A 24,645-nucleotide genomic window follows, 5' to 3' on the forward strand; every position below is an offset into this window, starting at 1 on the left:
CTGATCTGGTCCAGTAATTTTGGACATTGTTTTCGGTTCTCACGCCGCCATCTTTTCTGCCGCTACCGGCGAGTGGTAACCGTTGTAGCTGTGGCGCCTTACATTGTTGTAGCGCGCCACATATCGGTTGATATCTACTCGGGCCTCATATTCCGAGTGGTAGCCCTCTTCAGGCACCCATTCGGACTTCAAGCTGCCAAAAAAGCGCTCCATCGGGGCGTTATCCCAACATTGGCCTTTTCGACTCATGCTCTGCTTTAGCTCGTGAGCCATCAGTTCGTCCCTGAATTTATGGCTGGTGTATTGGCACCCTTGGTCAGAATGAAACAGCACACCTTTAGGTCGTCCTCTCAATTCGACAGCCATACGCAGTGACTCGCTTGCTAGGGTCGCGTCGGCGACCAACGAATACGACCATCCCACCACCCGTCGTGCAAACAAATCCAAAACCACAGAGAAATAGAGCCAACGCTTGCCCAGCTGGATAAAGGTAATATCTGCGCACCAGACTTTATTGATATCAGCTACGTAAAACTCACGGTCCAGCACATTCTCAGCCACGAGCGATTCAACACCCGACGACTTGTACTTATGGCGGCGGCGTTGGCAACTGGAAATCCCAGCCTCCTTCATCAAACGAGCAGCCATGTAGCGCCCCACCTTATGCTTTGCGCCCTGCATATCCTTGGAGAGAGTGCGGGCGCCCGCCGAGCCTTTTGATGCTTTGTGGTACTTGATCAGAGCAACCCTGAGCGCTTCGCGCTCGGGGTTCGTTTTTCCTTGGCGCTGACGCCAGGCGTAATAGCTGCTGCGGTTGACTTCAAACACGCGACAACAATCTGAAATGCCGTACTGTTCTCCTAGCTCGCTGATCAGAGGGAATGATCTTTGGAGTCCAAAAGCAGGAGAACACTGGCCTTTTTTAGGATTTCGATATCCCGGTCTTTCTGCCTGAGCAGAGTCTTGAGTTCCTGGATTTGTTTTTGGTCGGCGGTAATGGCTTTTGTTCCCGCTAACGTCGAGCCTGCACGTTCTTTCCTGACCTGCTCGACCCAGCGGCGCAACGCAGTAGGGCCGATATCGAAGTTGGCGCAGACCTCAAGAATGGGCTGGTCTTCATCAAGCACCATGCTTGCAGCATTGAGCTTGAACTCGCTGGAATAGGACTTTCGCATCATCATGCACACCTTAGATTTGGGCGCCATCATAGCGCCCTATTGATGTGTCCAATTTCATTAGGCCAGATCAGCCTGCTCGCGAAAGCGGTCTTTCATTCAACATTGATGTTGAATTTTAAATCGCCTTCGCGAGCAGGCTCGCTCCCACAGGGGGCCGGTGTCATGAGCTATCATTGCGTCTTTCCCATTCAAAGATTGATTGCCATGACTGCCCAAGCCGACACCTTGCTCAACATCCTCGAACACTGCGACATGGTGGAAATCGACGGGTTGTACGCATTCGAATTCTCCCTCGATGAAGACGACAACCTGCACATCGAATGCATCGACGGTCGTGTGTCCAAGCACTGGGAGTTCACCCCGGCCGAAGTTAAGGCCGCGACTTTCGATCCAGACCTGCAAAGCTGGCTGATCACTGGCAGTTCCGGTGAGCATCGTCTGGTGTGTACGGAAGCATTCGGCGGCGGTGACGACGAGGACGGCGAGCATGCGGATGCGTAAGATCTGGCCTCTGTTGATGGCCGGCAGTATCGGTGCGATGGGCACTCAGGTCGCCTCGGCCGAGGACTATCAATTGCTGGTGGGTTCCTACACGGCGGGTCAGAGCCAGGGGATTTATCGCCTGAACTTCGACAGTTCGACCGGGCAGATCAACCCCAAGCCACTGCAAGTGATCCAGAGTGAAAACCCGTCCTGGCTGACTCTGTCAAAGGATCAGCGTCGACTGTTCGTGGTCAACGAAAACGGTCCGGGGCAGAAAGATCCGGTCGGGCGCGTCAGCAGTTATGCCATTGATCCCAAGACCCATGCGCTGAGCCTGATCAATCAGGTACAGAGCCTAGGCAACGAGCCCACCCATTCGAGCCTCAGCGGCGATGGCGGCCATCTGTTTGTCAGCAACTATTCGGTGGCGGAAGATCCGGGCGGCACGCTCGCGGTGTTGCCGGTGGGCGCTGATGGAAAACTGAGCACCGTGGTGCAGATGAGCAGTCATCCGTCGAGTCGGGTCAACCCCGAGCGGCAGATGTCGGCTCACGTGCATTCGACGATTTCCTCGCCAGACGGTAAATACGTGTTCTCCAATGACCTGGGCGCTGACAAGGTTTTTGTCTATCGCTTCGATCCCAAGGCCAACCCGGACCTGCCATTGACACCGGCCCAACCGGCGTCGGTCCAGTTACCGCCAGGTAGCGGGCCGCGTCACCTGCTGTTCAGTGCCGATGGCAAGCATGCCTGGCTGACCATGGAAATGAGTGCGCAGGTGGCGGTGTTCGATTACAAGGACGGCACACTGGAGCAAACGCAGATGGTTGACCTCGCGGCGGGCCAGCCTACGTCCGATAAGGCAGCGGCAGCGCTGCATGCTTCCCCGGACGGCAAGTTCCTCTACGTCAGCAACCGTGGCACGGCCAATCAGCTGCTGGTATTTGCCATTGACCCTGCGACCGGCCACCTCAAGGAACTGCAGCGACGTTCCGTGGAAGGGGACCATCCGCGCGAGTTCAGCCTCGATCCCAGTGGCCAGTTCGTGTTGATTGCCAACCAGAAAAGCAACCAGATTGTCGTCGTCGAACGCGATGCCAAGACCGGTCTGCTGGGTAAAACCGTACAGAAACTGCCAATCGACGCGCCGAGCGATCTCAGGTTTCTACTGCGTCAATAGGCCGCAGGCCCCGGTCCAAGGGGCCTGCATGCTTCTATTAATGATGCTGATATCTGCTAATGCTACAAAGCATTTCAGCGCGCGGACCCTCGAAGGTTAAGTTTGCTTCACGGCCCCACCGGGCAAGCAAGCCAACTGAATACGAGGAATACCGCCATGAACTTCAATCTCTTCTCTGTCATCGCTGCTTCTGCAATCTCTGCCTCTGTTGCTCTGCCAGCTAGTGCCAACGTCGAAATCAGCGACAAAAAATCCCACACCCAGAGCTACACCCAGAAATACCTGCAACAGAGCGCCAAGTTCTACGCCGCCCTGGATCACAAAACCCAAGCCTGAAATTTAAACCCTGCACCTTTTATGCAGGAGCGAAGTCACTTGCGTCGATCAAGCTGAAAAGCTTCGAGAAACCTGAGTGATGTCGCTCCTGCATAACGCGTTTACGACAGCATTACATTGCCATCAATGTACGCCTTGATATCACTTGTCCACGAGATTAGATTTGGCGCTCGGTTTTTGATTCCAACTCTAATAACAAGGATCGACAACATGGCGATGCGTGTGGCAGTGGTTCTTCTTTTTCTGTATTCCACCCCCATACTTTCGGACGTCCAGCCCATTCCAGACGAACCGGACGCCGCCCGCGAACGCATGATGAGTTTTATCGAAGACTGAAATTGACTGGCTTAATGATCAACGAAGCTGATGGTCACTATGGATAACCCTGAGTGGTTACCCCAGCTTTTTTGATTGATTCTGTGGGCATCGAAACATGCCCACGGAGAACACCATGGCCCGCTCAATCCTCACTTCTGCCAAACATGACGTCTGCCTCGCAACTCTGTTCGCTCACCCGGAATTGGCGGGAGTGGTCGCAGAATGAAAGGGCGCAGACTCTGGGTGATTGCCTTCCTGGCGTTCATCACCAACGGCTCTTCGTTGCTGGGCATCGGGCAGGGTTCGGCGGGCTCCGTGGCTCGATCCATAGAAGCCAATCACAACCTCGCACGCAATATTGAAACGCAGAAGGCATTGGCGTTGCTGGCAGGCAATCCGCCCGTTAAACGCCAGCACGATTTCTTCGGACCGTTCCAGGTGGATTGCTCGGTGTTACAGATGTGTGAAGTGTTTGCCTGATCCACCGTCGGAGTGCTCTTACTTTTGCATCACGCCAGTAAACAAATCCGACTCCAGAAACCGCTGCAACCAGCCCTGCAACCGCACATAAGGCGTCTGCGCGAACCACTCGCGATCCACATGCGCAAACTGTCGTACGAACGGCATCAGCGCTACATCCGCCAGGCTTGGATGTACCGTCAGCAAGTAGTCGCGGCCCTCCAGTAGCTCATCAAGCTGACGCAGAAACACCTCGCCTTCGGCACGATAAACCTCCATCGGTTGTTCGGGATAACGTTCAGCGTATTTGTAGTGATTCAGATGCACTTTGAAGGTCTGATCGTTCGATTCGATCAGGGCCATGATTTGCGCTTGCCCAGCGGGATCATCCTTGAGCAGCCAGTCCTGCGGGTCATTTTGTACCAATGCCCACTGCATGATTGACAGGCTTTCATCGATGACGCGGCCATCAGCGCTCAGCACCGGTACCGTGCCTTTGCTCGATAACGCCAGCATCTCGGCGGGTTTAGCCTTGAGGCTGACTTCGACGATGTTGATCGGCACGCCCGAGTAGCGCAGCGCCATCCGCGCACGCATGGCATACGGGCAGCGGCGGAAGGAATACAGCGTATTCATTTCACCTCCAGGGTACTCAGGCCATTGCCCTGACGACGAACCTGAATCTGCACCGGAATCCGTTCATGCATTTCCTGCACATGGGAAATCACCGCGACTTTGCGACCCTGCGCTTGCAGGCCATCCAGCGCGTCCATCGCCAGTTGCAGGGATTCCGGATCGAGGCTGCCGAAGCCTTCGTCGATGAACAGCGATTCGATTTTCAGCGTGCTCGACGCCATCGAAGCCAGGCCCAAGGCCAGCGCCAGTGACACCAGGAACGTCTCGCCGCCGGACAACGAATGCACCGAACGCAGTTCATCGCCCATCTCGGTGTCCATCACCAGTAGCCCCAGCATGCTGCCGCCGCGTTTCAGGCGATAACGACGCACCAGTTGGCGCAACTGCACGTTGGCGTGGTGCACCAATAGATCGAGGTTGTAGGCCTGGGCGATTTTGCGGAAGGTGTCGCCGGTGGCCGAACCGATCAATGCATTCAAACGCGCCCAGCGTTGGTACTCGGTGTAGGCGTCGGCGATCTGTTGGGCCAGGGCCTGATTGGCGTTTTGCCGGCGCTGATCCTCGGCCTGCTCGGCGCGCAGTTCGGCACAGCGGTGTTCGCTGGCGGAAGCGAGGTTTTGCAGTTCGGCCAGCGCGGTGGCCAGTTGTTCGGCATCGAGTTGGCCGTTGTGCTGCGCCTGGTGGCTGAGCAGGCGCTTGCCCCGCTCCTGCAACAAGACCCTGACCTGTTCAATGGCTTTTTCACTGCGTTGCAATTGCTGGCGCAGTTCGCTTAGCTGTTGATCATCGACGCTCAGCAACGCGTCCAGACCACCGTCATCCAGCTCCGGATGCTGCGCGCGCCAATCGGCGATCTTGCTGCTCAACTCACGGTCTTCGGTTTCCAATGCCTGCGAGCGTTCTTGCCAGGCATTGAGTTCGGCCGCCAGTTGTACCAGACGCGTGCGTACGGTTTGCAGTTCCTGATTGGTCGTCGATTCGGCAGTGCGTGCCTGTTCGACGGCGTGATCGAGTTGCTGCTGCCATTGCTCGGCACTGGCGTGTTCGCCCAACAATTGCGTCAGGGTTTGCTGACAGGCCTGCTGGTGCACAGCGAGGGCATCGAACTGCTGTCGGGCGGCTTCCAGTTGCTGAACGCGGGTCTGTTGACGGTCCTGTTCTTTCTCCAGTGCCTGCTGACGTTGCAGCTGTTCGCTGAGTTCATCGCGTTGCTGGTCGAGTTGCTGCAGGCGCTGGGTAATCTGCTGGTCGAGTTGCATGAACGTCGCGGCAGGCTCGTTGCGCAACGCATCCAACGTGTGGGTTGGGAGCAGGGTGCTGAACGCGGTCAGTTCTTCATCCAGACGCTGACGATCGCTGCTCAACTCGCGTTGCTGATTGCTCAGGTGCTGCGCCGCTTGCAGGCTTGCGGTTTCGGCACTGCGCAGTTGTTGCTGAAGGCGCGCGGCGTCCTGTTGCAAGGTGAGCAGGGCGGTTTGTCGCTGTTCGTCCTGGCTGATGCTCTGGTTCAGCTGATTGTTTTGTTGCGCGAGCCAGGCATCGCGTTTGTTGGCGTTCTGAGCCATGAATGGCGTCGACAACGGATGTGCTTGGAGGCTTGGCGTCAACGCTTGTTGCTGGGTGGCGAGCTGCTCTTGCTGCTGCAACAGTTCCTTTTGCTGTGCAATCAAGCCGCCGACTTCTGCGCGCAATTCAGTGAGTTTTTCCTTCAACTGATCGACAGCTTTCTGCGCGTTGGCCTGCTCGCTTTCGTCATGGCGACCGAGGCTTTGCAGCAGCGCTTCGGGTTGATGATAGGGATGGTCGGGGCTGCCGCAAACCGGACACGGTTGATCGTCCTGTAGCTGCGCACGCAATTCTTCGACGCTGGCGCTGCGGGCCAGACGCTGACGCTCCAGCAGTTCGCGGGTGACGGTCAGGGTCTGTTCGGCGATGGTCAGTTCGTTCCTGGTTTTTACCCCGTCCTGGGTCAAGCGATCGCGTTCTTGCTGAGCGCTCAGCTGGCGTTGTTGAAGCTCCGCGCTGCGGTGGTCCAGTTCCTGCTGACTGGCCCACAGCCGTGTCAGTTCTTCGAAAGCCCGTAGTTGCTTGCGGTTGTCCTGCAACAGATTGCCGAGCAACTGGATTTGTTCCGCCACGGCTTCGGGTTCAGCGCCAGCTTCTTTGTAGAGTACTTCCAGCTGCTGTTTTTGCGCAGTCAGTGCTTCGGCGGTGCGTGTTGCGCCTTGCTCAAGGGCGGCCATTTCGGCCTGACCCTTGTTCAAGCGATTGCCGATCAACATCAGCTGTTGCAGGCGATCGCGATAGGCGTTCCACGCTTCGCTCAGGGGCGCCAGAGGCGTGCTGTGTTCCAGCTCCCCGGCGATGCGTTGCAGACGTTCGGCAACCAGTTTCTGCTGATCGAGCAAACCTTGAATCGTGCTCTGACCCTGAGTGCAGGCCAGTTCGGCTTGCTGCTTATGATCGGCACTGAGGCTCGTGTCCTTGACCAGACGGGTGAGGGTGCTTTGTGCTTCAAAGGCCTGGCGCAGCAGCGGCGCACTGTGGGTGTGCTGATGTTGCGCTTCGGTCAGCGCGGTATGGGCGCTGCTCAGGCTCTGTTCGAGTTGCGTCTGGCGCTCGGTGAGTTCCTGTTGCTGTTGCGTGTGTTGCTGAATCTGCGCAGCCAGCGGCGTGAGCTGGGCGGTGAGTTCAGTCTTGCGCGCAAATTGATGCCGTTGCGGGGCCAACTGCTCCAGGCGCGTCAGTTTCACGCGTTCGCCGTTCTGACTGTCCCAATGCTGCTGCGCGCTGTTCAGTTGTTCAGTGGCGTTCAGTTGCTCGTCCTGCAATTGACGCAGTTCTTTGAGCCAGGTGTGTTGCAGCTCAAGTTGTTTGAGTTGCGCCTGCTGCGTCTTCAGTTGCTGCTGCGCCTCATTGAAGCGCTCATCCAGTTCGGCGCGGGCTTCGGGCGCCAGCGGTGTCACGCCGGTGGCCTGGTCCTGCAACAGCTTATGCGCTTCACGCGCCTCTTTGGTCTTGTCGAACGCGCGGCGACCGAGCTGGGTGTAGAGCGCGGTGTCGGTGAGCTTTTCCAGCAGTTCGCTGCGTTCGTTGTCGTTGGCCTTGAGGAAGGCACTGAACTCGCTCTGGGCGAGCAACACGGCGCGGGTGAACTGCTCGAAGTTCAGACCCAGTACAGATTCGAGCTGGGTTTTGAACTCGACTTTCTGGCTGGCCAGCAGTTGGTCCTGATCGATGTCACGCAAACTTTGACGACTGGCTTGCAGCTTGCCGCCGGCCTTTTCCCGGGCGCGATTGGCTTCCCAGCGCGCTCGGTAACGGCGGCCGTCGATGCCGACGAAATCCACTTCGGCGTAGCCTTCACCCGTGCCGCGTCGCAACAGCGTGCGGGGGTCGCCCGTGCTGATTTCGCCGTCGGCGTCCGGCGCTTTGGCGGACACTTGCGCATTGCTCAGACGGGGCACGGCGCCAAACAGCGCCAGGCACAAGGCATCCAGCAAGGTGCTTTTACCTGCACCGGTCGGCCCGGTGATCGCAAACAAACCAGCGCTGGCCAAGGGTTCGGCCGTGAAGTCGATTTCAAAAGGCCCGGCCAGAGAGGCAAGGTTTTTCAGGCGGATCGCGAGGATCTTCATGGTTGCTCGCTCTCCATCTGCACGTCTTGCAACAGTTCGGCAAAGTCCTTCAGCGTTTGCTCATCGACTTCGTTGCCATAGCTGTCCTGCCAGGCGCGGCTGAACAGTTCCTGAGGCGTGAGCTGGTCCAGTTCGACCAGGCTGGTGCCGTCATCGACGCCCTCGCGACTACCATTGCCAGCGTATTCGGCGGCGATGCGCACCAGACGCACGGCTTTGCCTTGCAGGGCGGTTTCTACCTGATGGCGCAGGTCGGGTTGTGGTTCGTCCAGGCGCACCCGGACTTCCAGCCACGGCTGGCGCTGGATGTCGGCGAGCAAATCGATGTTGGGCAGGTCGTTCAGTTGCAGGAGTATTTCCGCCAGCGGCGCCGGGCCGATGCGTTGCAGGTTGACCGACCGGGGAATGAGCTTGGGCTCGACGCTGACCAGGGTTTCGCCATCGAGGGTGATGTCGAGAACCTGATGCTGATAGCCGATCTCGGAGAACGACAGTGGAATCGGCGAGCCGCTGTAGCGGATGCGCTCTTCGCCGTTGACCTTCTGCGGCTTGTGCAAATGGCCGAGGGCAACGTAACTGATGCTCGGCCCGAACAGGCTGGCCGGCAGGGCTTCGGCGTTGCCGATGATCAGGCTGCGCTCGGAATCTTCCGACACCGAACCGCCGGCCATGTGCGCGTGGCTGATCGCAATCAACGCCTGGCCGGGTTTGCGTTTGGCATTGGCCGCTTCGATCAGCCATTCGTGAACCTGGCCAATCCCGCGCAAATAGTTGTCGCCCAACTGCGCGCCGGTGACTTCGGCGGGGCGCAGGAACGGCAGTGCCAGGCACCAGCCGACAATCTCGCCGCTGGCATCCGGCAACGGCAGCAACAGGCGCTCGGCATCCAGTTGACCGTCATCCAGCCACAACACGCGACCGAGCGCGTGGGTGCGCAAACGGCGCATCAACGGCGCGGGCAATTCGATCCGTGAGCCGGAGTCGTGGTTGCCGGCGATCATCACGATGGTCAGCAAGGGCTGCTGCTCGTGGGCGCTGACGATGAAATCGTAGAGGCGTTCCTGGGCTTTGACCGGCGGGTTGACGGTGTCAAAGATATCGCCGGCGATCAACAGCACGTCGGGCTGGTCCAGCTTCAGCTGGCGCAACAGCCATTCAAGAAAACAGGCGTGCTCGAAATCGCGTTCCTGGCCGTGCAGATTCTGCCCAAGGTGCCAGTCGGAGGTGTGGAACAGACGCAAGGCGTACTCCGTTGGAAATAAGGTGATGGCCGCGTGGGGAATGATGGCGGCTAAAGGGGGGAGAGTTTACTGGCAAACACACCTGATGTGGCGACGCACTCTTTGTAGCAGCTGGCGAAGCCTGCGTCCGACCGCGCAGCAGTCGTAAATCCTGCATACGCGGTTTGTCTGATACGCCGAATGTATTGATTTTGCGACTGCTGCGCAGCCGGACGCAGCCTCGCAGGCTCGGCAGCTGCTACAGGGTGGTGATTATTTGGGATACAGCGGCGGCAACCCGCTATCACCCACCGGGTCCTGAACCCGCTCGGCAATCGGGATCGCCTTGATCGCACGCCATAGTTCTTCGCCTTGCCAGTGCTGGCCGGTTTCGCTGTAGAGCGCACCGTTCAAGCCGTCCAGCGCATCGGACAGTGGCACGAAACGAGCGGCCATGTCGGCCAGGGTTTCCGGCTGTTGCCGGGCCCAGTTGTCGAGCGCCTGGCGGGTGGCGTGGGAGTCGTTCGCCAGGCAGGCGCGCTTGAGGTCGTCGAGGACGGTGCGCGGGCTCGGGCCAGTCTGCGCAGTACGCAGGATTGCCGGTTGCCAGCGGGCACGCCACCAGAGGCCGAAGCCGAGCAGGGTGGTGCAGGCCAGGATCAGCGTACTGAGTTTCCAGCGCCGCAGGGTTTCGCTGTCGGCAGCGGAATTGACTTGAGGGGTGCCGGCTGGTGTGTCGATCGTCATGCTTGGGTTGTTGGCGACGTGCAGGGTACGCGCCGGCAGGCTGCTGTGTTCCAGGTGATCTTCGAACGTGTTCCACCAGACCACTTCGACCGCCGGCAACTCGATTGCACCGGTGCGGGTGGGAACGAGGGCTTCGCGGTCTTCGCGACTGCCGATCAGTCCACGTTCGCTGCTCTGGTTGCTCATTACCGGTTGATCCGGATAGCGCCGCAAGCCATTGACGTCGGTGGCCGGCAGCGGTGGCAGTTGCGAACTGGACAGGCCTTCCACCTTGAGGATCAGGCTGCGGGTGAGCGAGTCGCCCACTTGTGCGTGGTCCGGCTCCGGGTTCCAGCTTTCGCTCAGCGTCACGCTACGGGCCGGCAGCCAGGGCAGGTCGGCCGGATAGGTGATGGGCTTGGCTTTGACCGTCAGCAAAATGGGCGTGGAGCTGACGCGCATCAGTTTTCCGGTTTTCGGCACTTGGGCGGCGGCGTCCTGCGCGGGCTGGGTGTCGACCAGCGTGGCACTGAAGATCTGCTCCGGAATGGTCAGTTCCCCGCTGTGTTGCGGATAGATCGCGTAGCGCATTTCGATCACGCCATGGCGCAGACCGTTGATGACTTTTTCGTAGGTGCGCGACTCGCCCAGTTGTTCGATACGTGCGTCGGGCACCTGCAACGGTGTCAGGCTACTGTCGTCGTACAGCGACACGGAATGGTAGATGCGCAATGTCAGGACGGCCTGGGCTTGCACGTACACACTGGTCTGATCGAGGCTGGCGTCGATAAACACCGGGGCCAGTTTGGTCGTGGTGTCCTGGCTTTCGCTCTCGACCACTTGCACCGTGATGGGCTGGCTCTGCACCTCACCCAGTTGCAATGATGGAATGGTCACGCTGCCGTTTGTTTTGGGCAGCAAGGTAATGATCCAGCGCGTGGTCGCGCGGTTGTCGGCGCTGAGAGTGTTCAACTGGTTGACCTGGCGGGTGCCATGCACTTCGAACAGCGGCTCCAGTGGGGTCAGGTCCGGCTTGCCGAACTGCGTCACGTCGCTGGATTCCAGGGTCAGTTCGATCGTCTCGCCGGAGTTCAGGCGACTGCGATCGACGCTGGCCACCAGCCCCGACGCCTGGACCTGAACGGCGCAGAGCAAAAGGGCAAGCATGGAGAGGGTGAAGCGGGTCATCGAGTTTTTCCCTGATCCTGATGTTGTTGCTGTTCGTACCAGAATTTGCGCCTGAGCAGTTCACCCGGATCATCCGGGATCTTGCGCAGCCATTGCTCCAGCGCCTGACGCTGTTCGCCTTCGATCATATCGCTGGCCGGGCGCTGCGGTGGCCGGGTGCTTTGCTCGTCTGCCAACTCGCTGCCCGGGACTTCATTGGCACCCGGTTTTGCCGGCGCCGTGGCCTGTTGCTCGGCGTCTTGAGTGGCCTGTGGGGCATCGGCTTTCGGTTCGCCTTCGCTCGTCGGTTGCGTGGCCGCTCCTGGCGACTGTTCCTGCTCGGCGTTCTGCGCCTCGCTGTCGTCAGTGGAGTCCGGCTCAACCGGTGGCGGAGTGTGTTTCTGCTTGAGCAGACTTTCCACCAGCGCTTTGTTGGTCAGGGCCGGGCGCAAATCCGGTTGAAGTTCCAACGCTTGTTCGTAGGCATCCAGCGCGGCTTCCAGCTCCCCGCTTTTGGCCAGGGCATTGCCACGATTGTAGTGGGCGTGGGCGTCATTGCCTTGGGCGAACCGCTGGGCGGCGCCACTGTAGTCGCCGGCTTGATACAGCGCCACACCTTGCCATTGTGGGTCCTGAAAATACTGCGCAGCCTTGACCGGGTGGTCTCGCTTGAGCAAGTGCATACCCCGTTGATCAGGGCGCAGCCACAAGTCTTCGAAGTCGAAGGCGTAACTCGGTTGCGGCAGCACCCACAACAGTGGCAGACAGAACAACCAGCCGCGGCGCCCGGCACACGCCGCCAGCAGCAACAGCGGCAGCAACAGCCAGTAACCCTGGTCGGCCCACGTGTCGAGGCGCAAGGTTTGACCATCGTTGCGCAGTGCGCGCGGGCCATCGAGCAGGCCGAGCGCGTGCAGGTCGGCGTCATCCAGTTGCGCCTGGCGATAGTGCCCGCCGAGATCGTTGGCGAAAGCTTTGAGGCTAGAGTTGTCCAGGCGCGGTACCAGAATTGCGCCCTCACTGTCCTTGAGGAAACTGCCGTCCTCCTGAGCGACCGGTGCGCCTTCGGCGGTGCCGATGCCGAGCATCAGGAACTGCGTCGCATGCCCGTCCAATGCCTGACGGATACCCTGACGCTCTTGCTCGGTCAGGGTGGAACCGATCAGCAGAATCCGGCCATCGCCCAAAGCGCCCTGATTGAGCAAGGCAAGGGCCTTGTTCACCGCGAGATCGGCCCGATGACCGGTCTCGGGCATCAGCGAAGGTTTCAGCGCGTCCAGCAGGTTGCCACTGGTGGAGAGGTCATCCGACAGTGGCACCAACGTGTGTGCGCTGCCGGAGTAAACGACGATGGCCGTCTGCGCGTCGCTGCGCACTTGCAACAGGTCAAACAGCTTGCGTCGCGCCTGTTCCAGCCTGCTCGGCACCACGTCAGTGGCGAGCATTTCCGGGGTCAGTTCAAGCACCACGACCAGCGGGTCGGCAGGTTTTTGACTGGTCTGTTCGACCCGTTGCCAGCTCGGCCCCAGCAGCGCCAGAACGGTCAGCACCCAGGCCAGCCCGAGGACGACCCACGGCAGTTTGCTGTCGCGTCCGTTACCGCCACTGAGCAAGGCGGCGTGGAAGGCGGGCGGCAGAATCATCTGCCAGCGTCCGGCACGCTTTTGCCGGTGCCAGAGTTGCCACAGCAACCAAGCCAGTATGGGCAACACCAGCAACCACCAAGGGCGGAACCAGAAAGGCCAGAGCACGCTCATCGGCGTCTCCGCAGGCGCAGGCGTTTGAGTCGCTGGCGCCAGTCAGGCAGGGGCGATTGCAAGAACAGATCCTTGGTAAACAAGCGATGCAGCGGGTTGTCCGGCCAGCGCTCGCGCACCACCAAGAGCATGCTCAACAGCAGCGCCAATGCGAGCGGCCAGTGATACAACGCTTGGGCGGGGCGGGCCTGGGTGGGTTGTTGCGTGACCGGCTCCAGTGTGTCGAGGGTGTCCTTGATGGTTTGCAGTTCGTTGCCGTCATGGGCGCGGAAATACTGGCCACCGGTGGCATCGGCGATGGCTTTTAGCGCTGGTTCGTCGAGGTCCAGGCTCGGGTTGACGCCGAGAAAGCCCAGCGTGCCACTTTCTTCCGGGTTGGCCCCAACACCGATGGGGTAGATTTTCACCCCTTCGTTAGCCGCCAGGCGCGCAGCAGTCAACGGGTCTATTTCGCCGCCGTTGTTGGCGCCGTCCGTGACCAGAATCAGCACTCGGCTCTGGGCCGGCCGCAGGCGCAGGCGCTTAAGGGCCAGGCCGATGGCATCGCCGATGGCGGTGTTCTTGCCCGCGATACCGATCCGCGCTTCGTCGAGCCAGACCCGCACGGTGTGCCGGTCGAAGGTCAGCGGTGCTTGCAGATAGGCCTGACTGCCGAACAGGATCAGGCCGACCCGATCGCCATCGCGGCTTTCCAGGAAATCACCCAGCAAGTGCTGCACGAGGCTCAAACGGCTGACGTCCTCGTTCTGCCACTTCATGTCGGGAAAGTCCATCGAGCCGGACACGTCCACCGCTACCAGCAAATCGCGGCCACTGGCCGCAATCGGCAGCGGTTCACCCAGCCATTGCGGGCGCGCGGCGGCGATCAACAGCAACAGCCAAAGCAGCATGAACGGTGCCTGCTGGCGCCAGGCCGGCAGGTTGGCCCGGGCGCGGCGGCGGGTCAGGCCTTCGAGGTCACTCAAAAACGTGACTTTAAGCGCCGGCTCGCCACTGTCGGCCATCGGCAACAACACGCGCATCAGCCACGGCAAGGGCAGCAAGGCAAACATCCACGGCCAGGCAAACTCAAACATGTTTGCGAATCCAGGTGTCGACGGCTTGGGTCAGGCCCGCGATGGCCTTGTCGTCGAGTTTGCATTCGGGTTTGTAGGCGCCTTCAACCAGGACCATCCAGCGTGTCAGGCCGGCAGCGGGGCAGCGGTTGTCGAGAAACGCCAGCCATTTGCGTCCGTTGAGTGTGTGGCTCTGGCTGTAGGGGTAATGATTGCGACACAGGCGTTTGAGCAACCCATTGAGCTGCTGCAACCAGGCGCCGGCGGGTGCGCCGTCGTAGGGTTTTGGCATCTGCGCCAGTTCCGCCAGCGCAGCGACGCGCACGGGGTCCAGCGGCTGTTCGGCGCGAACGATGGGGCGTTTGCGTGCCATCAAGTGTCGCATCCGCCACAGGCCAAAACCGATCAGCGGCAGCAGTAACAGCAACAACCACCAGCCCGGCGCTGGAGGCCAGAACTCGATGGGAGGCGGGGTAATCAGCGGCTGCAATTGATCGAGGCTGCTCATCGACCTTTCCCCGGTTTTTGTGGGTTCAGGTACTCGCGCAGTTGCTCGACCATCTCGCTCTGGGTACTCAATGGCATCAGTAATACGCGCAGTTTTTGGGCAAGCAATTCCCAGCGTGCGATGCGTGCTTCGGCTTGCGCGCGATAGGTCTGGCGCAGATCGAAATTCAGTGTGTCGAGTTCCAGTTGTGCGCCACGTTCGGCAAATCGCAGCAAGCCGGCGGCGGGCAGGGCGTGGTCCAGTGGATCGGATACGGGCAGCAGCAGCAGGTCGCAATGGCGCGACAGCAGGCTCAGTTGCTGTTCAGAACCTTCGGTCAAGGCGCGCTCGTCGCAGATCACGATGACCAGACTGCCGGGCCGCAACACTTCTCGCGCGCGACGCAGTGCCAGGTTGAGCGAGTCGCGGTTCTGCTCTGTCTCGGTGTGTAATGATTGATTGACCCGCACCAGTCGGTTGAGCAATTGCAACAGGCTTTGTTTGCTGCGCCGGGGTTTAATTTCGTAGTGCTCGTTGTCGCCGAACACCAGCCCGCCCACCCGATCGTTATGGCCCAGTGCGGCCCAGCCAATCAGGCTGGCGGCCTGGGCCGCGAGCACCGATTTGAACATCAGGCCCGAGCTGAAAAACAGCCGGCAGCTTTGCTCGACCATGATGAAAATAGGGCGCTCGCGCTCTTCATGAAACAGCTTGGTGTGGGGCTCTTGTGTGCGTGCGGTCACGCGCCAGTCGATGGTGCGCACATCGTCACCGGCCTGATAAACCCGCACCTGGTCGAAGTCCACACCGCGCCCGCGAAATTTGGAGTGGTGCAGGCCTATCAGCGGGCTGCGCTGGCTCGGCGTGGAAAACAACTGCACTTCACGCACGCGATGGCGCATCTCGATCAGCTCGGCGAGGCTGACACGGATGCCCGGCTCGGGCGGCAGAATGGCGTTCATCGGGGTCAAGCGACAGCTACGACGTCGAGAATCCGCTGGACCACCCGGTCCTGGTCGATACCGGCAGCTTCGGCTTCGAAGGACAGAATGATGCGGTGGCGCAGTACGTCAAACAGCACGGCCTGAATGTCCTCCGGGCTGACGAAGTCGCGACCGGCCAGCCAGGCGTGGGCCCGGGCGCATCGATCCAGCGCGATGGACCCGCGAGGGCTGGCGCCGTAGGCGATCCAGTCGGCCATCTCCGGGTCGAACTTGCCCGGGTTGCGCGTGGCCATGACCAGTTGCACCAGGTATTCCTCCACGGCGTCGGCCATGTACAAACCGAGGATTTCCTTGCGCGCGGCGAAAATCGCCTGCTGGCTGACCCGACGCTCCGGTTTGGTTTCACCGTGCAGGGCCTCGCCGCGGGCTTGCTGCAGGATCTTGCGTTCAACCGCCGCGTCCGGGAAGCCGATTTTTACGTGCATCAGGAAGCGGTCGAGCTGGGCTTCGGGCAGCGGGTAAGTGCCTTCCTGCTCGATCGGGTTTTGCGTTGCCATTACCAGAAACAGCGGCGACAGCTCATAGGTGCTGCGCCCGACACTGACCTGACGCTCGGCCATGGCTTCCAGCAGCGCCGATTGAACCTTGGCCGGGGCGCGGTTGATCTCGTCCGCCAGCACCAGGTTGTGGAAGATCGGCCCTTGCTGGAAGACAAAGCTGCCGGTTTCCGGGCGGTAGATTTCCGTGCCGGTGATGTCGGCAGGCAACAGGTCGGGGGTGAACTGGATTCGATGGAATTGCGCTTCGATTCCTTCGGCAAGCTCTTTGATGGCCTTGGTCTTGGCCAGGCCCGGGGCGCCCTCGACCAGCATGTGGCCGTCGGCAAGCAACGCGATGAGCAAGCGCTCGATGAGTTTTTCCTGGCCGAGAATCTGCGTTGAAAGAAAGGTTCGCAGCGCGAGCAGCGCTTCACGATGTTCCATCGATGACTGTTCCTGGAGAAGGTGGCCGAAGGCGTTCGAATAACGCTTGGGCTGGGGGCGTTACTTTAATCCATCGCGGGGGGCGGCGACTAACGGCATTTTGTGCAATGTGCAGGAAATGAATGGCGAAACTTTTCGAAGTTTGCCGGGCTCGGGCGACGTGGCGGTTTTGAGGGCCTCATCGCGAGCAGGCTCGCTCCCACAATTGAATTGAGTCGGATGCAATTTCTGCATCCGCTGCAGATCCCCTGTGGGAGCGAGCCTGCTCGCGATGAGGCCGGCACAGGCACTGAAATTCAGAGCTGGCTTATATAGGTACCAGTCCCCTTGAGAATGTTCTGCAACGTTTCTTCCACTTCCGCCAGGTCGCTCGCATCCGTGTTGTGAATGATTTCCAAAGAATCATCCCCATTCAGCGCATCCACATCCGCCGCGGCGATTTCGATCAGCAGGCGGGTAGGGCTGAGGGTGACTTTCACGCCGTCCAGAGTCGAAGGCTCGTCATCGAGGGTGATTTCCAGTTCGTCCTCGTCCGGGTAGCGGGTCATCAGGAACATCTCGCCCTGATCGCTGTGGCAGCAGAGCATGGCCATGTTGTCTTCCTCGTCATCGCAAGGGTTCACAATCAAGAGGGCGGTGGTCATTTGCATGGGGCAATTCCTGGCTCGGCGAGCATGGTGAAGACGAACAAAGCGCAATTCTGCCAGCACAAGGGAATTTCTGCTCGGATGAGTGTCAGAGGAGGGGCGCGGACACTTAGAGTGTTACTGGTCATTTCTGGTGCGCGGGTGCCGGAAAACCGGGGATAAAGCCCCCGTTTTTGCCCACGGCTGCTAGTGTTGTTCGAGGTGTGTGCCGCGAGCAGCGTACCGATGACCGAATATGTCGCAGCACCGCAAGCATGGGCCTTGCCGCACTCGTTAAGCTGCGCAACGGATGAGCACCTGTAAAGGCATTGCGCTGCACGCAGTCCAGTCGTTTTTGCAGATGCCCATTCATGGAAGGTGAATGTGACCCGAGTGTCTCGTCCAGCTTCACCCACCTGTCCCCCTGTTTCCTCTGCCCGAGAATCAGGAACAGGGTGACGGATCGCCCCGAAAGGGGTTTTGCACGCGACGCTTCCATCAATAACAAGCCCAAGCGGAGTACCACAGATGGCGTTCTTCACCGCAGCCAGCAAAGCCGACTTCCAGCACCAACTGCAAGCGGCACTGGCACAGCACATCAGTGAACAGGCACTGCCACAAGTGGCGTTGTTCGCTGAACAATTCTTCGGCATCATTTCCCTGGACGAGCTGACCCAACGTCGGTTGTCCGACCTCGCCGGCTGCACCCTTTCTGCGTGGCGCCTGCTTGAGCGCTTCGATCACGCGCAACCACAAGTGCGCGTCTACAACCCTGATTACGAACGCCACGGCTGGCAGTCGACCCACACCGCGGTCGAAGTGCTGCACCATGACCTGCCATTCCTGGTGGACTCGGTGCGTACCGAGCTGAACCGTCGCGGCTACAGCATTCATACCTTGCAAACCACTGTGCTGAGCGTACGTCGCGGCAGCAAAGGCGAGTTGCTGGAAATCCTGCCCAAAGGCACCCAGGGCGAAGGCATTCTTCAAGAATCGCTGATGTACCTGGAAATCGACCGTTGCGCCAACACGGCCGAGCTCAATGTTCTGAGCAAAGAGCTGGAACAGGTCCTCGGTGAAGTCCGCGTCGCGGTCGCCGATTTCGAGCCGATGAAAACCAAGGTCCAGGAAATCCTCACTGGCCTGGATAACAGCCAGTTTGCGGTCGACCCTGAAGAAAAAGCCGAAATCAAAAGCTTCCTGGAATGGCTGGTGGGTAACCACTTCACGTTCCTGGGCTACGAAGAATTCGTGGTTCGCGATGAAGCCGACGGCGGCCACATCGTCTATGACCCGGATTCCTTCCTCGGCCTGACCAAACTGCTGCGCACTGGGCTTACCTACGATGACCTGCGCATCGAAGACTACGCCGTGAACTACCTGCGCGAACCGACCCTGTTGTCGTTCGCCAAGGCCGCGCACCCGAGCCGTGTACACCGTCCGGCTTACCCGGATTACGTGTCGATCCGTGAAATCGATGCCGACGGCAACGTGATCAAGGAATGCCGCTTCATGGGCCTGTACACCTCCTCGGTGTATGGAGAGAGCGTGCGGGTTATTCCGTACATCCGTCGCAAGGTCGAAGAAATCGAACGCCGTTCCGGCTTCCAGGCCAAGGCACACCTGGGCAAGGAATTGGCGCAGGTGGTCGAAGTGCTGCCGCGCGATGACCTGTTCCAGACCCCGGTCGACGAACTGTTCAGCACCGTGATGTCGATCGTGCAAATCCAGGAACGCAACAAGATCCGCGTGTTCCTTCGCAAAGACCCGTACGGCCGTTTCTGCTACTGCCTGGCTTACGTGCCACGCGACATCTATTCCACTGAAGTCCGTCAGAAAATCCAGCAAGTGCTGATGGATCGCCTGAAAGCCTCGGATTGCGAGTTCTGGACGTTCTTCTCCGAGTCCGTGCTGGCCCGCGTGCAATTGATCCTGCGCGTCGACCCGAAAAACCGCATCGACATCGACCCGGTTCTGCTGGAAAAAGAAGTGGTTCAGGCCTGCCGCAGCTGGCAGGACGACTACGCCAGCCTGGTGGTTGAAAGCTTCGGCGAAGCCCACGGCACTAACGTGCTGGCCGACTTCCCGAAAGGTTTCCCCGCCGGTTACCGTGAGCGTTTCGCCGCCCACTCGGCTGTGGTCGACATGCAACACCTGCTGAGCCTGAACGAAAGAAATCCGTTGGTGATGAGTTTCTATCAGCCATTGGGTCAGGTGTCCGGCCAGCGCATGCTGCACTGCAAGCTGTACCACGCCGATACACCGCTGGCGCTGTCCGACGTGTTGCCGATCCTGGAAAACCTGGGCCTGCGCGTGCTGGGTGAATTCCCGTATCGCCTGCGTCACACCAATGGCCGCGAGTTCTGGATTCACGACTTTGCGTTCACCGCTGCCGAAGGCCTGGAACTCGACATCCAGCAACTCAACGACACCTTACAGGACGCGTTCGTCCACATCGTGCGTGGCGATGCCGAGAACGATGCCTTCAACCGCCTGGTTCTGACTGCCGGCCTGCCGTGGCGCGATGTGGCGCTGCTGCGTGCTTACGCGCGCTACATGAAGCAGATTCGTCTGGGCTTCGACCTGGGCTACATCGCCAGCACCCTGAACAACCACACCGACATTGCTCGCGAGCTGACCCGGTTGTTCAAAACCCGTTTCTACCTGGCGCGCAAGCTGTCGGGCGACGATCTGGAAGACAAGCAGCAACGTCTGGAACACGCGATCATCGCCGCTCTGGACGAAGTCCAGGTGCTGAACGAAGACCGCATCCTGCGTCGCTACCTGGACCTGATCAAGGCCACCCTGCGGACCAACTTTTACCAGACTGATGCCAACGGCAAAAACAAGTCGTACTTCAGCTTCAAGTTCAACCCGCACCAGATTCCAGAGCTGCCGAAGCCGGTACCGAAGTTCGAAATCTTCGTTTACTCGCCTCGCGTCGAGGGCGTGCATCTGCGCTTCGGCAACGTGGCGCGTGGCGGCCTGCGCTGGTCCGATCGTGAAGAAGATTACCGCACTGAAGTCCTTGGCTTGGTAAAAGCCCAGCAAGTGAAGAACTCGGTCATCGTTCCAGTGGGCGCGAAGGGCGGCTTCCTGCCGCGTCGCCTGCCACTGGGCGGCAGCCGTGACGAGATCGCGGCCGAGGGCATCGCCTGCTACCGCATCTTCATTTCGGGTCTGTTGGACATCACCGACAACCTGAAAGACGGCGCGCTGGTTCCACCGGCCAACGTCGTGCGTCATGACGACGATGACCCGTACCTGGTGGTTGCGGCGGACAAGGGCACTGCGACCTTCTCCGACATCGCCAACGGTATCGCCATCGACTACGGTTTCTGGCTGGGTGACGCGTTTGCTTCCGGCGGTTCCGCTGGTTACGACCACAAGAAGATGGGCATTACCGCCAAGGGCGCGTGGGTTGGCGTTCAACGTCACTTCCGCGAACGCGGTATCAATGTTCAGAAAGACAGCATCACCGTGGTCGGTGTCGGCGACATGGCCGGTGACGTATTCGGTAACGGTCTGTTGATGTCCGAGACGCTGCAACTGGTGGCTGCGTTCAACCACCTGCACATCTTCATCGACCCGAATCCTACGCCTGCCAACAGCTTTGCTGAACGTCAGCGCCTGTTCGACCTGCCGCGTTCGGCCTGGTCGGATTACGACACCAGCATCATGTCCGAAGGCGGCGGGATCTTCTCCCGTAGCGCGAAAAGCATCGCGATTTCCCCGCAGATGAAAGAGCGCTTCGACATTCAGGCCGACAAACTGACCCCGACCGAACTGCTCAATGCCTTGCTCAAGGCACCGGTAGACCTGTTGTGGAACGGCGGTATCGGTACGTACGTCAAAGCCAGCAGCGAAAGCCACGCCGATGTCGGCGACAAAGCCAACGACGCACTGCGCGTGAACGGCAACGAACTGCGCTGCAAAGTCGTGGGCGAGGGCGGTAACCTGGGCATGACCCAACTCGGTCGTGTCGAATTCGGTCTCAATGGCGGCGGTTCCAATACCGACTTCATCGACAACGCCGGTGGTGTGGACTGCTCCGACCACGAAGTAAACATCAAGATCCTGCTGAACGAAGTGGTTCACGCCGGTGACATGACCGACAAGCAACGTAACCAGTTGCTGGCGAGCATGACCGACGAAGTCGGCAATCTGGTACTAGGCAACAACTACAAGCAGACTCAGGCCCTGTCCCTGGCGGCGCGTCGTGCCTTGCCGCGTATCGCTGAATACAAGCGCCTGATGAACGATCTGGAAAGCCGTGGCAAGCTGGATCGCGCCATCGAGTTCCTGCCGGCGGAAGAAGCGATCAACGAGCGCGTTGCGACAGGCCATGGCCTGACCCGTGCCGAGCTCTCGGTGCTGATCTCCTACAGCAAGATCGACCTCAAGGAGCAGTTGCTTAACTCCCTGGTGCCGGACGATGACTACCTGACCCGCGACATGGAAACCGCTTTCCCGCCGACCCTGGTGAGCAAGTTCTCCGCCGCCATGCGCCGTCACCGTCTGAAGCGCGAAATCGTCAGCACCCAGATCGCCAACGACCTGGTCAACCACATGGGCATCACCTTCGTTCAACGACTCAAAGAGTCGACCGGCATGAGCCCGGCGAACGTGGCAGGTGCTTACGTGATCGTGCGTGACATTTTCCATCTCCCGCACTGGTTCCGTCAGATTGAAGCCCTGGATTACCAGGTTTCCGCCGACGTGCAACTGGAGCTGATGGACGAGCTGATGCGTCTGGGCCGCCGCGCCACGCGCTGGTTCCTGCGCAGCCGTCGCAACGAGCAGAACGCGGCTCGTGATGTCGCGCACTTCGGTCCACATCTGGCAGCGCTGGGCCTCAAACTCGACGAACTGCTGGAAGGCCCGACTCGGGAAGGCTGGCAGACCCGCTATCAGGCCTACGTCGCGGCTGGCGTCCCTGAGTTGTTGGCGCGCATGGTTGCAGGCACTACTCATCTGTACACCTTGCTGCCGATCATCGAAGCGTCGGACGTGACCGGCCAGAACGCAGCAGACGTCGCGAAGGCTTACTTCGCCGTCGGCAGCGCGCTGGACATCACCTGGTATCTGCAACAGATCAGCGCTCTGCCGGTTGAAAACAACTGGCAGGCCCTGGCCCGTGAAGCGTTCCGTGATGACGTCGACTGGCAGCAACGTGCGATCACCATCTCCGTCCTGCAACAGGGCGACGGCACTCAGGACGTGGAAACACGCCTGGCGCTGTGGATGGAAGCGCACGAAGGCATGATCGAACGCTGGCGCGCCATGCTGGTGGAGCTGCGTGCCGCCAGCGGTACGGACTACGCCATGTACGCGGTGGCCAACCGTGAGCTGCTGGACCTGGCGTTGAGCGGGCAAGCGGTGGTGACTGCCACTGTTGCTGTCAGCGAAGAGCTGGAGCCAGCTGCCTGATGAGGCGCTGAATGAAAAAACCGTCTCGAAAGAGGCGGTTTTTTTGGTCTGGATTTTTTGTGGTGTCTGTTCAGGCCCCATCGCGAGCAGGCTCACTCCTACAAATGGAATGCGTTCCAGCTGTAGGAGTGAGCCTGCTCGCGATGGGGCAATCGGCCTTAATACAACTTCCGGCCGGTTGTGTTATCCAACATCGATAATTTAACTGTCGGTCTGGTCAATAAATTATTGAGCGACTGGTCGAACTTTTGCAGCGCCCTGACTTGTACATTTTGCTGTTCTTTAATATCCGCCACTATTTCCGGGCTCGGTTCAAAGTCCGCCCAAAGAGGACTCACCGTTTTGGCGTCATACCCTTGAGCGGTGCCAATGTAATTCAAGTTGGCGTCATAAAAATCTGCACTGACGTGAGCCTCTAAGTCCGAGCTGCGCGAGGTCATCAATTGACTTCGGCTATCGACAATGGCGGTCACGTTCGGTTTCGCAGCCTTGAGGCTTTGCATGTCCGGGTACACCGTGACCGAGCCGAACTGGCGCTGCAACGACGCTTTGACCCAGTCCACGGCGAGGTCGGGGTTGGAGGTCGTCACGAAGGCTTCATGAATCGAATGAACCAGCAAGCTCTGGCCAAAACCGGTGCCGGCGTTGGCCTGGTAGTCCTGGAGGTACGCCCGATTGGTCTGAGTGTTTTGACTGTAGACGATGCCCAGCGAGACGTTACTGCCATTAGGAATGAGCGTGGCATTGCTGCGGCCAACGGGCTCGGTGAAGATACCGTCCAGTGGCGAGACAGCGCTGGGGGCGGTGGGTATCGAGCAGCCTGTTAAAACAACGGTCATCGTCAAGGTACTGACAAGCGCAAGTTTCATGGTGTAACTCCAGTGAAACAGCCTGAGTCGGAAAGTTAGTGTGCCGGTGTAATCCGGCGGTGATTCCAGACTAAACCTGTCTTTGCTGAATTAAAAAGCCAAAACAGGCGCTTCTCGGGAGACCCATAGTTTTATTGGGTTTAACTAGTTTCAGTTAATTACGCCGGGAAATAAAAAGGCCCGAAATCGAAGTTCGAGCCTTTTTATTTATGGCTGTACCTGCAGGTATCAGTTTTCCAATGGGATCAGCACTTTTTCATCCGGAGACAACACCATAAAAACCAGCAGTTTGGCAGGCTGCGTGGCACTGGCGTTTTTTGACACCAAGTGTTCCGATCCCGCCGGTTCATACCAGTATTGGCCGGCCTTGTAAGTGACGGGCTGTTCACCTTTGACCTGGGAAATAATCTCCCCGGATATCACGTAGGCCATGGTGCTGCCTTCGTGTTTGTGGGCAATGGACGATTGCCCGGGCTCGTAATCGACTTCGATCATCAACGCCTTTTTGCCGGGCACATTTTTCAGCATCTGATCCTGCAGCACAGTGACCTTTTCAGAAGGGCCTTCATGAGCAATGGCAGCAGCCGAAACGGTCAGGGCGAGGGCGGTGAGCGGGGCAGCAAGGAAACGCAACGTTTTCATGGGTCATTACCTGCGGTGGTTATCGTCAGGAGCAACGATAGTCCGCAGGGTAGGGCAATCAAACAGCCAATATCCGGGAAGCTGAGGGGACCAATCCTGCACCGCCATATTAGGCGTTTTAGCGGATCGGGAAGCTGTTGAAATCCACGGCATTGGCCAAATGATTGTCGATCAGGCCGATAAAGCCTTGGACCTCAGGGCAATTGAAGTGCTGCTGCATGGCCGCTTCCGATTGCCAGTGGGCGCTGACCGTCCAGCGGTTGGTGTCCTCGGGGCAGCGGTCGACCATATAGGAATCGCAGCCCGGCAGTTCGCGCAGGGTTTCGACAATCTTTTGCAGTTGCTTACCCAGTTCATCCGAGCGGCCGGCGGCAGCCTGCACCTGTACGGTATTAATCACTTCGTTGGACATTGCTCACACTCCTGAATCAGGCCGGACGAATCCTGCTCATTGAGGGATAACGCTTAGGCAGGATAGGCCTGCTTGTGCGGACCGCCAATAGCCAAACGC

General features: G+C 59.4%; 21 protein-coding genes. 6 read left to right on the top strand and 15 right to left on the bottom strand.

Annotated features, from left to right (window positions below):
- Window positions 1-39: 39 nt before the first annotated feature.
- Complete coding sequence (locus AC3ISI_RS12385; protein WP_223511106.1) at window positions 40-876, bottom strand: IS3 family transposase; 837 nt, start codon at window positions 874-876, stop codon at window positions 40-42.
- On the bottom strand, window positions 873-1,181 hold the full coding sequence (locus AC3ISI_RS12390) for a transposase (protein WP_489336539.1): 309 nt from the start codon (window positions 1,179-1,181) through the stop codon (window positions 873-875). Before AC3ISI_RS12390 ends, AC3ISI_RS12385 begins: the two co-directional genes overlap by 4 nt.
- Window positions 1,182-1,382: 201 nt before the next feature.
- On the opposite strand from AC3ISI_RS12390, the gene AC3ISI_RS12395 reads away from it, so the two are divergent.
- From AC3ISI_RS12395 to AC3ISI_RS12415, 5 genes are all read left to right on the top strand, one after another.
- The gene (locus AC3ISI_RS12395; RefSeq protein WP_489337216.1) at window positions 1,383-1,679 is read left to right on the top strand and encodes a DUF5629 family protein; all 297 of its coding nucleotides are present in this window, start codon (window positions 1,383-1,385) and stop codon (window positions 1,677-1,679) included.
- Window positions 1,672-2,841, top strand: a complete 1,170-nt coding sequence (locus tag AC3ISI_RS12400; RefSeq protein ID WP_489337217.1) for a lactonase family protein — start codon at window positions 1,672-1,674, stop codon at window positions 2,839-2,841. Before AC3ISI_RS12395 ends, AC3ISI_RS12400 begins: the two co-directional genes overlap by 8 nt.
- Window positions 2,842-2,997: 156 nt before the next feature.
- Window positions 2,998-3,177: a hypothetical protein gene (locus AC3ISI_RS12405; RefSeq protein ID WP_489337218.1), complete on the top strand. Its 180-nt coding sequence runs from the start codon at window positions 2,998-3,000 to the stop codon at window positions 3,175-3,177.
- Window positions 3,178-3,387: 210 nt separating this feature from the next.
- Entirely contained in the window at window positions 3,388-3,513 is a 126-nt protein-coding gene (locus AC3ISI_RS12410; protein WP_489337219.1) for a hypothetical protein, read from the top strand.
- 204 nt (window positions 3,514-3,717) lie between these two features.
- Window positions 3,718-3,975 carry a hypothetical protein gene (locus tag AC3ISI_RS12415; protein WP_489337220.1) on the top strand — a complete coding sequence of 86 codons (258 nt, stop codon included), beginning with the start codon at window positions 3,718-3,720 and terminating at the stop codon, window positions 3,973-3,975.
- 18 nt (window positions 3,976-3,993) lie between these two features.
- Here the strand turns inward: AC3ISI_RS12415 and AC3ISI_RS12420 are convergent, their stop codons facing one another.
- The 10 genes from AC3ISI_RS12420 to AC3ISI_RS12465 form a co-directional block, all read right to left on the bottom strand.
- Window positions 3,994-4,590, bottom strand: coding sequence for a glutathione S-transferase (locus AC3ISI_RS12420; protein WP_489337221.1), 597 nt, complete (start codon window positions 4,588-4,590; stop codon window positions 3,994-3,996).
- Window positions 4,587-8,228 (bottom strand): AAA family ATPase, encoded by a 3,642-nt coding sequence (locus AC3ISI_RS12425; RefSeq protein ID WP_489337222.1) that lies wholly within the window; start codon window positions 8,226-8,228, stop codon window positions 4,587-4,589. The genes AC3ISI_RS12420 and AC3ISI_RS12425 overlap by 4 nt, the downstream gene beginning before the upstream one ends.
- On the bottom strand, window positions 8,225-9,469 hold the full coding sequence (locus AC3ISI_RS12430; RefSeq protein ID WP_489337223.1) for an exonuclease SbcCD subunit D C-terminal domain-containing protein: 1,245 nt from the start codon (window positions 9,467-9,469) through the stop codon (window positions 8,225-8,227). The genes AC3ISI_RS12425 and AC3ISI_RS12430 overlap by 4 nt, the downstream gene beginning before the upstream one ends.
- Before the next feature lie 252 nt (window positions 9,470-9,721).
- Window positions 9,722-11,362 (bottom strand): BatD family protein, encoded by a 1,641-nt coding sequence (locus AC3ISI_RS12435; protein WP_489337224.1) that lies wholly within the window; start codon window positions 11,360-11,362, stop codon window positions 9,722-9,724.
- Window positions 11,359-13,098, bottom strand: a complete 1,740-nt coding sequence (locus tag AC3ISI_RS12440) for a VWA domain-containing protein (protein ID WP_489337225.1) — start codon at window positions 13,096-13,098, stop codon at window positions 11,359-11,361. The genes AC3ISI_RS12435 and AC3ISI_RS12440 overlap by 4 nt, the downstream gene beginning before the upstream one ends.
- Complete coding sequence (locus AC3ISI_RS12445; protein ID WP_489337226.1) at window positions 13,095-14,174, bottom strand: vWA domain-containing protein; 1,080 nt, start codon at window positions 14,172-14,174, stop codon at window positions 13,095-13,097. Before AC3ISI_RS12445 ends, AC3ISI_RS12440 begins: the two co-directional genes overlap by 4 nt.
- Window positions 14,167-14,661 carry a DUF4381 domain-containing protein gene (locus AC3ISI_RS12450; protein WP_489337227.1) on the bottom strand — a complete coding sequence of 165 codons (495 nt, stop codon included), beginning with the start codon at window positions 14,659-14,661 and terminating at the stop codon, window positions 14,167-14,169. The genes AC3ISI_RS12445 and AC3ISI_RS12450 overlap by 8 nt, the downstream gene beginning before the upstream one ends.
- Complete coding sequence (locus AC3ISI_RS12455; protein ID WP_489337228.1) at window positions 14,658-15,602, bottom strand: DUF58 domain-containing protein; 945 nt, start codon at window positions 15,600-15,602, stop codon at window positions 14,658-14,660. The genes AC3ISI_RS12450 and AC3ISI_RS12455 overlap by 4 nt, the downstream gene beginning before the upstream one ends.
- A 5-nt stretch (window positions 15,603-15,607) precedes the next feature.
- Window positions 15,608-16,567, bottom strand: a complete 960-nt coding sequence (locus AC3ISI_RS12460) for an AAA family ATPase (protein ID WP_007948046.1) — start codon at window positions 16,565-16,567, stop codon at window positions 15,608-15,610.
- A gap of 296 nt (window positions 16,568-16,863) precedes the next feature.
- Entirely contained in the window at window positions 16,864-17,217 is a 354-nt protein-coding gene (locus AC3ISI_RS12465; protein ID WP_489337229.1) for a hypothetical protein, read from the bottom strand.
- A 504-nt stretch (window positions 17,218-17,721) separates the two neighbouring features.
- On the opposite strand from AC3ISI_RS12465, the gene AC3ISI_RS12470 reads away from it, so the two are divergent.
- Entirely contained in the window at window positions 17,722-22,623 is a 4,902-nt protein-coding gene (locus tag AC3ISI_RS12470) for an NAD-glutamate dehydrogenase (RefSeq protein WP_489337230.1), read from the top strand.
- A gap of 158 nt (window positions 22,624-22,781) precedes the next feature.
- Here AC3ISI_RS12470 and AC3ISI_RS12475 read toward each other — a convergent pair whose 3' ends face one another.
- From AC3ISI_RS12475 to AC3ISI_RS12485, 3 genes are all read right to left on the bottom strand, one after another.
- A complete protein-coding gene (locus tag AC3ISI_RS12475; RefSeq protein ID WP_489337231.1) occupies window positions 22,782-23,492 on the bottom strand; it encodes an ATPase in 711 nt (236 codons plus the stop codon).
- 228 nt (window positions 23,493-23,720) lie between these two features.
- Window positions 23,721-24,134, bottom strand: a complete 414-nt coding sequence (locus AC3ISI_RS12480) for a cupin domain-containing protein (RefSeq protein ID WP_489337232.1) — start codon at window positions 24,132-24,134, stop codon at window positions 23,721-23,723.
- Window positions 24,135-24,252: 118 nt separating this feature from the next.
- Complete coding sequence (locus tag AC3ISI_RS12485) at window positions 24,253-24,546, bottom strand: putative quinol monooxygenase (RefSeq protein WP_477793561.1); 294 nt, start codon at window positions 24,544-24,546, stop codon at window positions 24,253-24,255.
- Between the last annotated feature and the right edge of the window lie 99 nt (window positions 24,547-24,645).

It is taken from the genome of Pseudomonas sp. GL_139_B, from assembly GCF_057834475.1.

Bases quoted from the DNA above. Each gene is read 5' to 3' on its own strand.
- AC3ISI_RS12470 (WP_489337230.1), top strand. From the start codon at position 17,722: ATGGCGTTCTTCACCGCAGCCAGCAAAGCCGACTTCCAGCACCAACTG.
- AC3ISI_RS12435 (WP_489337224.1), bottom strand. From the start codon at position 11,362: ATGACCCGCTTCACCCTCTCCATGCTTGCCCTTTTGCTCTGCGCCGTT.
- AC3ISI_RS12475 (WP_489337231.1), bottom strand. From the start codon at position 23,492: ATGAAACTTGCGCTTGTCAGTACCTTGACGATGACCGTTGTTTTAACA.
- AC3ISI_RS12465 (WP_489337229.1), bottom strand. From the start codon at position 17,217: ATGCAAATGACCACCGCCCTCTTGATTGTGAACCCTTGCGATGACGAG.
- AC3ISI_RS12400 (WP_489337217.1), top strand. From the start codon at position 1,672: ATGCGTAAGATCTGGCCTCTGTTGATGGCCGGCAGTATCGGTGCGATG.
- AC3ISI_RS12395 (WP_489337216.1), top strand. From the start codon at position 1,383: ATGACTGCCCAAGCCGACACCTTGCTCAACATCCTCGAACACTGCGAC.
- AC3ISI_RS12425 (WP_489337222.1), bottom strand. From the start codon at position 8,228: ATGAAGATCCTCGCGATCCGCCTGAAAAACCTTGCCTCTCTGGCCGGG.
- AC3ISI_RS12480 (WP_489337232.1), bottom strand. From the start codon at position 24,134: ATGAAAACGTTGCGTTTCCTTGCTGCCCCGCTCACCGCCCTCGCCCTG.
- AC3ISI_RS12440 (WP_489337225.1), bottom strand. From the start codon at position 13,098: ATGAGCGTGCTCTGGCCTTTCTGGTTCCGCCCTTGGTGGTTGCTGGTG.
- AC3ISI_RS12420 (WP_489337221.1), bottom strand. From the start codon at position 4,590: ATGAATACGCTGTATTCCTTCCGCCGCTGCCCGTATGCCATGCGTGCG.
- AC3ISI_RS12460 (WP_007948046.1), bottom strand. From the start codon at position 16,567: ATGGAACATCGTGAAGCGCTGCTCGCGCTGCGAACCTTTCTTTCAACG.
- AC3ISI_RS12455 (WP_489337228.1), bottom strand. From the start codon at position 15,602: ATGAACGCCATTCTGCCGCCCGAGCCGGGCATCCGTGTCAGCCTCGCC.
- AC3ISI_RS12410 (WP_489337219.1), top strand. From the start codon at position 3,388: ATGGCGATGCGTGTGGCAGTGGTTCTTCTTTTTCTGTATTCCACCCCC.
- AC3ISI_RS12405 (WP_489337218.1), top strand. From the start codon at position 2,998: ATGAACTTCAATCTCTTCTCTGTCATCGCTGCTTCTGCAATCTCTGCC.
- AC3ISI_RS12485 (WP_477793561.1), bottom strand. From the start codon at position 24,546: ATGTCCAACGAAGTGATTAATACCGTACAGGTGCAGGCTGCCGCCGGC.
- AC3ISI_RS12445 (WP_489337226.1), bottom strand. From the start codon at position 14,174: ATGTTTGAGTTTGCCTGGCCGTGGATGTTTGCCTTGCTGCCCTTGCCG.
- AC3ISI_RS12415 (WP_489337220.1), top strand. From the start codon at position 3,718: ATGAAAGGGCGCAGACTCTGGGTGATTGCCTTCCTGGCGTTCATCACC.
- AC3ISI_RS12390 (WP_489336539.1), bottom strand. From the start codon at position 1,181: ATGATGATGCGAAAGTCCTATTCCAGCGAGTTCAAGCTCAATGCTGCA.
- AC3ISI_RS12450 (WP_489337227.1), bottom strand. From the start codon at position 14,661: ATGAGCAGCCTCGATCAATTGCAGCCGCTGATTACCCCGCCTCCCATC.